The organism is Clavibacter tessellarius (genome assembly GCF_001618005.1).
Lineage (GTDB): Bacteria > Actinomycetota > Actinomycetes > Actinomycetales > Microbacteriaceae > Clavibacter > Clavibacter tessellarius_A.
In genome coordinates, this window is record NZ_LQXA01000054.1 from 1 (window position 1) to 9,744 (window position 9,744).

A 9,744-nucleotide genomic window follows, 5' to 3' on the forward strand; every position below is an offset into this window, starting at 1 on the left:
CCCCGCGCGCCCGTCCGCGACGACTCACGCGCCGCGTCGCCCGCGTCCCCGCCCCGGGGCGCGACCGGACCCCGCGGCCCCCGTCGCACGGCCCTCTGGGTCGGCGGCGCGATCCTGCTGGTGCTCCTCCTCGTCGTCCTCTTCCTCCTGGGCCAGCGGCTGGGATCCGCCGCGTCCTCCGACGCCGCCCCCGTGGCGACCGCGACGGCCGCCGCCGAGGAGACCCCGACGCCGTCGCCGACCCCGACCCCGACGGATCCCGTGCAGGGCCCGGCCGCCGCCGGCGTGCGGGCCTGGGACGCGCTGCTCGGCGGCGAGTGCCTCGAGCCGTACACGACGCCGTGGGAGGAGGAGTTCACGGTCGTGGACTGCGGATCCGAGCACCACGCGCAGATGGTCGCCCGCGTCGCGCTGCCCCAGACCGGCGACGCGTTCCCCGGCGAGGACGCCGTGCGGGACTCCGCCGACGGGCTCTGCATCGCCGACACCGTGATCGACTACCGCGCGGCCCGCGCCTACGCGGACGTGCAGTACCAGTCGGCGTACCCCATCACGCAGGAGGAGTGGACGGCCGGCGACCGCGACGCCTACTGCTTCGTCTCGCGCGCCGGCGGCGGCACCTTCGCCGGCAGCATCGGCGTCCCGCAGCCGCCCGTCATCCCCTAGCCGGTCGGGCCGGCTGCCGCGCGCCTGCCGCCTGCGGTGCGCCTCGGGTGCGCCTGCCGCCTGCCGCCTGCCGCGCGCTCGTCGCGCGTGGGGATGGTGACGCCGCCGGATCCGCGCCCCGCCCTATCCTCGACACCCCGTGCGCGCAGGCCGCCGCACGGACGAGCGGCGGGCGGGGGATCGGATGGCGTCTCCCGTGCGACCCGGCAGCCGCGCGTTCCTCCTCCTCTGGGGCGCGCAGGCGGTCTCCTCCCTCGGAGCGAGCGCGGCGTCGTTCGCGCTCACGCTCCAGGTGTTCGCCGAGACCGGCAGCGCGCTGGCCCTGTCGGCGCTCACGGTCGTCGCCACGGTCGCCTCCATCTACTGCGCGCCGCTCACCGGCTGGGCCGCCGACCGGGTCGGCCATCGGCGCGCGGCCCTCGCGAGCAACGCGGTGCTCGCGGCCGCCTCCGTGGGCATGGCGGCGGTCTCGGCGGCGGGTCCCGGCCGGCTGCTCGCCGTCGTCTACCCGCTCACGCTCCTCTCGGCGCTCGCGTCGTCGACCCTCGCGCTGACCCTCACGGCGAGCGTGCGGCGGATGCGGCAGGAGGCCGACCTCACCCGGATCAACGGCGTCACGTCGCTGCTCCAGGACGGGCCGACGCTGCTCGCACCGGTCCTCGGGGCCGCGCTCTCCGCGACCGTGGCCCCGTCGGCCGTGTTCCTCGTCGACGCCGTGACCTCGCTCGGCTGCGTCGCCGCGCTGCTCGTGGTGCGCTGGGACGCGCCCCCGGACCGCCGGGTCGCGAACCCGTTCCGCGGCGCGCGCGACGGCATCGCGTGGATCCTCCGGCACCCCGGCCTCCGCCGCCTCCAGCTCGGCTTCGGCGCGCTCAACCTCGCCAACGGGATCGCCGCCTCCGCCACGACCGCGTACGTGCTGCTCCTCGGGGCGCGCGGCATCGGCTCCGGCGCGAGCCTCGCGGCCTTCAGCGTCGCCGGATCCGCCGGGCTCCTCGTCGGCGCCGCGCTCGTGGCCGCCCGGGGCGACCGGATCCCGCGGCTCGCCGCCATCGCGGGCGCGGCCGTGGTGCTGGGACTCGTCGGTCGCGTCGGACTGGCGTCGACCGCGCTCCTCGGGGTGTGGATCGCCGCGGCCGTCATCCGCAACGTCGCGCTCCAGGTGCAGGGCGCGCCGCTCACCGCCGTCTGGCAGGAGCGCACGCCGCCCGCCCGGCAGGGCGCGATCCTCGGCGCGAAGAAGCTCCTCGGCCAGGGCCTCTACCCGCCCGCCGTGCTCCTCGGCGGCGCGCTCACGGTCGCGCTGCACCCGCTCGGGCAGGAGACGGCGCTGCGGGTGGTCGTGATCGCGGGCGGCCTCGGCGAGGTGCTCGTGGGGCTCGCGATGCTGCGCTCCCGCGGCATCCGGGCGCTGCTCGCCTCGCGGGGTGCCGGGGAGGGGGCGCGGCCGGGCGGATCAGCGACGGCGCATCAGAGCTCGGACTCGACCGGCTCCGGATCGAGCAGCTCCGTGACGCCCGACAGCACCTCGTCGGGCCGGAACGGGTAGCGCTCGATCTCGGCCCGGTCGCTGATGCCCGTGAGCACGAGCACGGTGTGGAGCCCCGCCTCGATGCCCGCGATGATGTCGGTGTCCATCCGGTCGCCGATCATCCCGGTGCTCTCGGAGTGCGCGCCGATCTTGTTGAGCGCCGAGCGGAACATCATCGGGTTCGGCTTGCCGACGATGTACGGCTCCTTGCCCGTGGCCTTCGAGATGAGCGCGAGCACCGCGCCCGTCGCGGGCAGCACGCCCTCGGCGCTCGGGCCGGTCGCGTCGGGGTTCGTCGCGATGTAGCGCGCGCCGCCGTTGATGAGGCGGATCGCCCGCGTGATCGCCTCGAACGAGTAGTTGCGCGTCTCGCCGATGACCACGAAGTCGGGCTGCGTGTCGGTCATGATGAAGCCCGCCTCGTGCAGCGCCGTCGTGAGCCCGGCCTCGCCGATGACGAACGCGGATCCGCCGGGCATCTGCTGCTCGAGGAACGCAGCCGTCGCGAGGGCCGAGGTCCAGATCGCCGACTCGGGCACGTGCAGGCCCGACGCGCGGAGCCGGGCGGAGAGGTCGCGCGGCGTGAAGATGCTGTTGTTCGTCAGCACGAGGAAGGGCTTGCCCTGGTCCTGCCACTGCTGGATGAGGGCCGCCGCGCCGGGCAGGGCCTGGTTCTCGTGCACGAGCACGCCGTCCATGTCGGTGAGCCAGCAGTCCATCTCGTCGCGCGTCGCCATGGGGTTCCCTCTCGTCGTGGGACGAGGCTACCGCCGGGGCATGCGCGCCGGCCGGGCCCGCGGGACGCCGTCACCGGATGTCCGCCCGCCGTGCGCCGCGGTGTCGGCCCGCCCTCGTAGGGTCGTGGCATGCACGCACTGCCCACCGGATCCCTGCGCCTCGTCCACCTCAGCGACACCCACCTCCTCCGCGACGGCGGCCTCCATCAGGGCGTCGTCGACACGGCCGCCGCGCTCGACCGCGTGCTCGCCGCGGCCGACCGCGTGCCCGACGTGCGGCTCCTCGTCGGCTCCGGCGACCTCTCGGAGGACGGCACCCCGGAGTCGTACGCGCTCCTGCGCGAGCGGCTGGATCCGTGGGCCGCGTCGCGCGGCGCCGCCGTCGTCCTCTCGCCCGGCAACCACGACGTGCGCTCGGCCTTCCGCCTCGTGCTCGGCGACGGACATGGCAGCCCGGGCACCGACGACGGGCGCGATCCCGCCGCCGTCCCGCCCGTCGACGGCGTGACGATCGTCGACGGCTGGCGCATCGCGACCCTCGACACCTCGGTGCCCGGCAAGGGCTACGGCGCCCTCCGCGAGCAGCAGCTCGACGCGCTCCGCGAGCTGCTCGCCACGCCGTCCGAGCGCGGCACGGTCCTCGTGCTCCACCACCCGCCGGTGCCCGCGCCCACGACGCTGCACGAGTCGCTCGCGCTGCAGGACCCGGGCCGGCTCGCGGAGATCGTGCGGGGGAGCGACGTGCGGGTGATCCTCTCGGGGCACTACCACCACCACATCGTGGGTTCGCTCGCGGGCGTGCCGGTGCTCGTCGCGCCGGGCGTCGCGAACGAGACGGACGTGGCGGCCACGCCGGGCACGGAGCGCATCGTGCGCGGATCCGGCTTCCTCGTGGTCGACGTCGACCCGGCGGGCGGCGTCGTCTCCGTCGTGGTGCGCGCGCACGCGGCGGACGACGGCGAGGAGGTCGCGGTGCTCGACGCGGAGCTGGTGCAGCGGATCGCCGAGGCGGCGGGAGCGCCGGCGCGGGCCTGAGGCGTCCCGTCCCGCACATGACGGAGGCGGCGATCCCGTGGGGATCGCCGCCTCCGTCCGAGACCGGTGAGGGTCTACTTGAAGACGTCCTTGACGTCCTCGCCCGCCTTCTTCGCGGACGCGGCGGCCTGGTCCTTCTGGCCCTCGGCCTTGAGGCTGTCGTCGCCCTTGTGGTCGCCGAGCGCCTCCTTGGCCTTGCCCGCGATGTCCTGAGCAGCGTTCTTGATCTTGTCGTCGAGACCCATGATCTCCTCCTCACTGAGGCCACCGGATGCGGCCCTCGACTGCAATGTAGGACCGGCGGCTCCTGGATGGCTGGCAGATGCGCGGTCCGTGTCCACTGAGCGAATCGCGGGGGTGCGGGGCCCTCCGTCGCGATCGTGCAAGGCCCTTCCGTCGGGCACGGCTCCGCACCTAGGCTGCCTGACCGTGATCCTCTTCGGGCTGCTCCCCCTCCTCGTCGCCGTGTGCGCGCTCGTCGACCTCATCACGCGACCGGACGACCAGGTGAAGCACCTGCCGAAGCTCGTCTGGATCCTGCTCATCGTCTTCCTGCCGCTCATCGGCAGCATCGTGTGGTTCTGCGTCGGCCACGACTGGGACGCCCGGCGCGAGCCCGTCGGACCGCCGGACCGGAGCGCCGCCTACGAGCGCGCGGCCATGGCGGTCGACCTGCGCGTGCGCAGCACGGAGCAGCAGCTCGCCGACCTCGAGGAGGAGGAGCGGCACTACGCCCGGATCGCGCGGCTGCGGCAGCTCCAGGCCGAGCAGGCGGTGCAGGCCGCGCGGGCCCAGGGTCCCGCCCGGCCGTCGCGCGCCATCGAGCCCGGGTCCTCGCCCGAGCGGTAGTCCCTCCCCAGGTCGCGCGCCGGCGCGCTCTCCCTCCGCGGGGTCGCCGGGGAGGGCCCGGTCGGGGGCGGATGGGAGCATGGCCCCATGCCCGACACCGCCACGCCGTCCTCCTCCGCCGCGCTCTCCGACCTCCGGTCCGCCGCCCGGGAGCACCTGTCCCGGCTGGTCGGCGTCGCGGGCGCCGACTTCCACGACGGCCAGTTCGAGGCCATCGAGGCGCTCGTGCAGGACCGGTCCCGCGCCCTCGTCGTGCAGCGCACCGGATGGGGCAAGTCGGCGGTCTACTTCGTCGCGACCCTGCTCCTCCGCCAGCAGGGCCTCGGGCCCACGCTCCTCGTCTCACCGCTCCTCGCGCTCATGCGCGACCAGGTCGCCGCCGCCCGTCGGGCCGGGGTCCGCGCGGTCGCCATGAACTCCAGCAACGCCCACGAGTGGGACGACCTGCTGCGCGCGCTCGACGCCGACGAGGTCGACCTCCTGCTCGTCTCGCCCGAGCGCCTCAACAACCCGCGCTTCCGCGACGAGCAGCTCCCGGCCCTCCGTGCCCGGCTCGGCCTCCTGGTGGTCGACGAGGCGCACTGCATCTCCGACTGGGGCCACGACTTCCGGCCCGACTACCGGCGCCTGCGCGACCTCATCTCCTCCGTCGACGAGCGCGTGCCCGTGCTCGCCACCACCGCCACGGCGAACTCGCGCGTGGTGGCCGACGTGGAGGAGCAGCTGAGCGTCGGATCCACCGGCGGCGGCGCCGTCGAGACCGAGCGCGTGCCCGTGGTCACCATCCGCGGGCCGCTCGCGCGGCGCTCGCTCCGCCTCGGCGTGCTGCGGCTCGAGAACAGCCGCGACCGGCTCGGCTGGCTGCTCAGCCACCTCGACGAGCTGCCCGGCAGCGGCATCATCTACGCGCTCACGGTGTCCGCGGCGCAGGACACGGCGCGGCTGCTGCGCGACGCCGGGCACGCGGTGAAGGCGTACACGGGGCGCGACGATCCGGCCGACCGCGAGCAGGCGGAGGGCGAGCTCCAGCGCAACGAGGTCAAGGCGCTCGTCGCCACCAGCGCGCTCGGCATGGGCTTCGACAAGCCCGACCTCGGGTTCGTCGTGCACCTCGGGGCGCCGTCGTCGCCCGTCTCCTACTACCAGCAGGTCGGCCGCGCGGGCCGCGGGTCCGCCGACGCCGACGTGCTGCTCCTGCCCGGCCGCGAGGATCCGGACATCTGGCAGTACTTCGCCACGGCGTCCATGCCGGACGAGCAGCAGGCCGCGTCCGTCATCCAGGCGCTCGGCGAGAGCGACCGTCCGCTGTCGGTGCCGGCGCTCGAGTCGCGGGTGTCGCTCTCGCGCAGCCGGCTCGACCTCCTCCTCAAGGTGCTCGACGTCGACGGCGCCGTGCGTCGGGACACGTCGGGCTGGTCCGCCACGGGCGTCCCGTGGGTCTACGACCGCGCCCGGTACGAGCAGGTCGCGGCGGCGCGCGTGCGGGAGCAGCAGGCCATGCTCGACTACGAGACCACCCTCGGCTGCCGCATGGAGTTCCTCCAGCGCCAGCTCGACGACGACACCGCGGCGCCGTGCGGGCGCTGCGACCGGTGCGCGGGCGCGTGGTACCCGGCGTCGCTGGATCAGCAGGCGTCGGCCACCGCGTCGCAGGCGCTCGACCGCGTCGGGCTGCCCGTCGAGCCGCGGCTTCGCTGGCCCACGGGCGCGTCGAGCGTCGGCGTGCCGCTCAGCGGCGCCATCGCGGCGGGCGAGCAGGTCGACGAGGGCCGCGCCCTCGCGCGCCTCACCGACCTCGGCTGGGGCGGGCGGCTCCGCACGGTCTTCGCCGCGGGCGCGGACGACGCGCCCGTCGACGACGCGCTCGTCGCGGCCTGCGTCCGCGTGCTCGCCGAGTGGGGCTGGGCCGAGCGTCCGCGCGCCGTCGTGCACGTGCCGTCGGCGAGCCGACCGCAGCTCGTCGGGAGCCTCGCCCAGCGCATCGCCGAGGTGGGCCGGCTGCCGTTCCTCGGGTCGCTCGACCTGGTGGATCCGGGTGCCCCCGGCGCCGCGCGCGGCAACAGCGTCTACCGGCTCGGCCGGGTGCATCCGCGGTTCCAGGTGCCGGCGCACCTCGCGGACGACCTCGCGGCGGATCCGCGTCCCGTGCTCCTCGTCGACGACCTGGTCGACACCCGGTGGACCCTCACGGTCGCCGGGCGGCTGCTGCGGAAGGCCGGCGCCACGCGCGTGCTGCCGTTCGCGCTGGCGCAGCAGGGGTAGCGCGGGGCCCCGCGATCAGTCGGCGGCGGGGGACGTGCGCGGCGGAGCCGGCTTCGGCGCCGAGGGACGCGGCGGCGGCGTCGGCGTCGCGGTGGCCGTCGGCTTCGCTTTCGCCGGGGCTGCGTCCGGGGCCTTCGCCTTCCGGGCGACCGGACCCGCATCCGGCGCGACGAAGACCGTGCCGGCGCCCTCGAGCCGGGCGCGCATCACGTCGATGGCCTGGGGGTTCTCGTCCACGAGCACGAACCGGCGGCCGAGCTCGCGGGCGGCGGCGCCCGTGGTGCCGGATCCGGCGAAGAAGTCGAGCACCCAGTCGCCCGGCCGGCTCGACGCCTGCACGATGCGGCGCAGCACGCCGAGCGGCTTCTGGGTCGCGTAGCCGGTCTTCTCGCGGCCGGTGGGGGAGACGATCGTGTGCCACCAGACGTCCGTCGGGAGCTTGCCGCGCTCGCGCTTCTCCGGCGTCACGAGGCCGGGCGCCATGTAGGGCTCGCGGTCCACGCCCTCGGAGTCGAAGCGGTAGCGGACCGGGTCCTTCACGTAGACGAGGATCGTGTCGTGCTTGGCCGGCCAGCGCCGCCGGGACTTCGCGCCGTAGTCGTACGCCCACACGATCTCGTTGAGGAACGAGCGCCGGCCGAACAGCGCGTCGAGCACGACCTTCGCGTAGTGGACCTCGCGGTAGTCGAGGTGCAGGTACAGCGTCCCCGTGGGGTGCAGGAGGCGCCACGCCTCGATCAGCCGCGGCTCGAGGAAGTCCCAGTAGTCGGCGAAGGAGTCGTCGAAGCCGTAGAGCATGCCCTTGACGCTGTCGTAGCTGCGTCCGTGGAAACCGAGGCGCGCACCGGGCGGGCGGACCGGCTCGGGGGTCGCGACGCTCGCGGTGGCGAGGGTGGGACGCGCCTCGGGGGAGGGGGCCGCCGGCGGCGCCGCGCCGGGGGTCGCGTCGGCGGGGGCCGCGGCCGGGACGGCGGCCTCGTCGGGGTCCGGATCCGGGCTCCGCGTCACCGTGAGGTTCTGCCGCTCCTGCGTGCGGCCGGTGTTGAACGGCGGATCCAGGTAGATGAGCTGGAAGGCGCCGTCGGGGAGCGCGCGGACCGCCTCGAGGTTCTCCGCGTGGATCACGAGATCGGGGCCGTCGGGGGTCCACGCGGGCAGGGGCACGCCCCCGAGGTTAACGGACCGCCTCGCGGGGACCGTGACGGCCGCGGATCGCCGGAGCCATCGCGGCGCGCCCCCCTTTCGGGGCGCTTGCTCCGCAGCCCTGCCGCCCGGGGCACCGGCTCCGCTAGGAACGACTCATGGACGATGACCGCGACGCCGACCGCACCCCCGGATCCCGCCCGGAGGATGAGCAGGGGCACGAGCCCGCGGGGGACGGGGACGCCGCGGAGCGGCTCGCGGGGGCGGACGGCGTCGACGAGCCGGCGACGTCGGATGCGGCGGCGGGCCGGGTCCCTGACGACGCCGACCCGTCGGACGGGGCGGACGGACCCGCGGCGGATCCGGTGAGCCCCCCGCCCGCCGGCTACGCGCCGCCCTCCGGCCACGCGTCGCCCTCCGGCCACGCGTCGCCCTCCGGCCACGCGTCGCCCTCCGGCTACGCCCCGCCCGCCGGCCACGCGCCGCCCTCCGGCTACGCCCCGCCCTCCGGCTACGCCGCCGCCGCGTACGCCCCGCCCACCGACTACGCCCCATCCGCCCCCGCCCCCGCTTCCACCCCGCCCGCCGGCACCCCGCCCTACCCGGGCGGTCCGCCGTCCCGTCCGCGCGGCGGCACGGGCCTCGCGATCGCCGCGCTCGTCGTGGGCATCGCGGCGGTCATCGCCGCCCTCATCCCGTTCCTCAACTACGTGGCGTTCGTGCCGGCCCTCGCGGCGATCACCCTCGGGATCATCTCGCTGGTGCGGCGCATGGACGGCAGGCCGCTTGCGCTGACCGGCCTGATCCTCGGCGTCGTGGCGTTCGTGCTCGGCATCGTCCTCGCGATCGTCTACACGCTCGCTTTCGTGACCGCCGTCTCGGACGCGGTCGAGTCCTCGGACGGCACCCGCGTCTCCCCTGGCCCCGGATCCACCTCCGGCGACGGCACCGACCCCGGCACCGGCACAGACCCCGGCGGCGACGCGGCGGGCGCCCGGGGGACGAGCCCCGAGGATCCGCTGCCGATCGGCATGCCCGTCACGGGCGGGGGCGCCGACGGGCCCGAGTGGTCGGTCACGCTCGGGCAGCCGGTCCTCGACGCGACGGCCGCGGTGCTCGCGGCGGACCCGTCCAACCCGGAGCCCGCGGAGGGCATGCAGTACGCGGTCGTGCCCGTCACGGTCACGTACCTCGGCTCGGACGAGGGCGACCCGCTGTCGGAGCTCGCCCTGGGGTACCTGGCGCCCGACGGATCGCAGTACTCGGCCGCCGACGCCTCCGCGCTCGCGCCGGCCCCGGCCTTCACCGACAACGAGGAGCCGCTCGACCCCCAGGGCACGGCGAGCGGGAACGTGGTCGTCGAGATCCCGATCGACGGCGCGGGGGAGGGCCTCTGGGCGACGGCGCCGGGACTGACCGCGGATGCGTACTACTTCCGGGCGCGCTAGCCGGCGGGGACCCGCGGCCCGGCTCGGAGCGTCCGCGTCCCGCGGCGGCTCGTAGGCTGCGGACGTGATCCCC

Annotated in this window: 9 protein-coding genes; 6 read left to right on the plus strand and 3 right to left on the minus strand. The window is 75.8% G+C overall.

Going from position 1 to position 9,744, the window contains the following annotated elements; genetic code table 11:
- Positions 1–666, plus strand: a 666-nt coding sequence (locus AWH51_RS14625) for a septum formation family protein (RefSeq protein WP_175345536.1), incomplete at its 5' end; no start/stop codon positions are given.
- Between the two features lie 184 nt (positions 667–850).
- Complete coding sequence (locus AWH51_RS14630; RefSeq protein ID WP_254654599.1) at positions 851–2,215, plus strand: MFS transporter; 1,365 nt, start codon at positions 851–853, stop codon at positions 2,213–2,215.
- On the opposite strand, the gene AWH51_RS14635 is transcribed toward AWH51_RS14630, so the two are convergent.
- Complete coding sequence (locus AWH51_RS14635; RefSeq protein ID WP_063072793.1) at positions 2,137–2,934, minus strand: HAD-IIA family hydrolase; 798 nt, start codon at positions 2,932–2,934, stop codon at positions 2,137–2,139. The genes AWH51_RS14630 and AWH51_RS14635 overlap by 79 nt on opposite strands.
- 129 nt (positions 2,935–3,063) lie before the next feature.
- On the opposite strand from AWH51_RS14635, the gene AWH51_RS14640 reads away from it, so the two are divergent.
- A complete protein-coding gene (locus AWH51_RS14640) occupies positions 3,064–3,969 on the plus strand; it encodes a metallophosphoesterase (protein ID WP_063072794.1) in 906 nt (301 codons plus the stop codon).
- 74 nt (positions 3,970–4,043) lie between these two features.
- Here the strand turns inward: AWH51_RS14640 and AWH51_RS14645 are convergent, their stop codons facing one another.
- Positions 4,044–4,214, minus strand: coding sequence for a CsbD family protein (locus tag AWH51_RS14645; protein ID WP_063072795.1), 171 nt, complete (start codon positions 4,212–4,214; stop codon positions 4,044–4,046).
- Positions 4,215–4,398: 184 nt separating this feature from the next.
- On the opposite strand from AWH51_RS14645, the gene AWH51_RS14650 reads away from it, so the two are divergent.
- Together AWH51_RS14650 and AWH51_RS14655 are read left to right on the plus strand one after the other, a co-directional pair.
- Positions 4,399–4,818 carry a PLD nuclease N-terminal domain-containing protein gene (locus AWH51_RS14650; RefSeq protein WP_063072796.1) on the plus strand — a complete coding sequence of 140 codons (420 nt, stop codon included), beginning with the start codon at positions 4,399–4,401 and terminating at the stop codon, positions 4,816–4,818.
- A gap of 87 nt (positions 4,819–4,905) precedes the next feature.
- Positions 4,906–7,080, plus strand: coding sequence for a RecQ family ATP-dependent DNA helicase (locus AWH51_RS14655; RefSeq protein WP_063072797.1), 2,175 nt, complete (start codon positions 4,906–4,908; stop codon positions 7,078–7,080).
- A 15-nt stretch (positions 7,081–7,095) separates the two neighbouring features.
- On the opposite strand, the gene AWH51_RS14660 is transcribed toward AWH51_RS14655, so the two are convergent.
- Positions 7,096–8,244: a DNA-methyltransferase gene (locus AWH51_RS14660; RefSeq protein WP_254654600.1), complete on the minus strand. Its 1,149-nt coding sequence runs from the start codon at positions 8,242–8,244 to the stop codon at positions 7,096–7,098.
- Positions 8,245–8,381: 137 nt separating this feature from the next.
- On the opposite strand from AWH51_RS14660, the gene AWH51_RS14665 reads away from it, so the two are divergent.
- Positions 8,382–9,671, plus strand: a complete 1,290-nt coding sequence (locus AWH51_RS14665; protein ID WP_063072798.1) for a hypothetical protein — start codon at positions 8,382–8,384, stop codon at positions 9,669–9,671.
- The last annotated feature ends 73 nt before the right edge of the window (positions 9,672–9,744 follow it).

Coding starts and splice junctions, on each gene's coding strand:
- AWH51_RS14665 (WP_063072798.1), top strand. CDS start 8,382: ATGGACGATGACCGCGACGCCGACCGCACCCCCGGATCCCGCCCGGAG.
- AWH51_RS14640 (WP_063072794.1), top strand. CDS start 3,064: ATGCACGCACTGCCCACCGGATCCCTGCGCCTCGTCCACCTCAGCGAC.
- AWH51_RS14645 (WP_063072795.1), bottom strand. CDS start 4,214: ATGGGTCTCGACGACAAGATCAAGAACGCTGCTCAGGACATCGCGGGC.
- AWH51_RS14635 (WP_063072793.1), bottom strand. CDS start 2,934: ATGGCGACGCGCGACGAGATGGACTGCTGGCTCACCGACATGGACGGC.
- AWH51_RS14630 (WP_254654599.1), top strand. CDS start 851: ATGGCGTCTCCCGTGCGACCCGGCAGCCGCGCGTTCCTCCTCCTCTGG.
- AWH51_RS14655 (WP_063072797.1), top strand. CDS start 4,906: ATGCCCGACACCGCCACGCCGTCCTCCTCCGCCGCGCTCTCCGACCTC.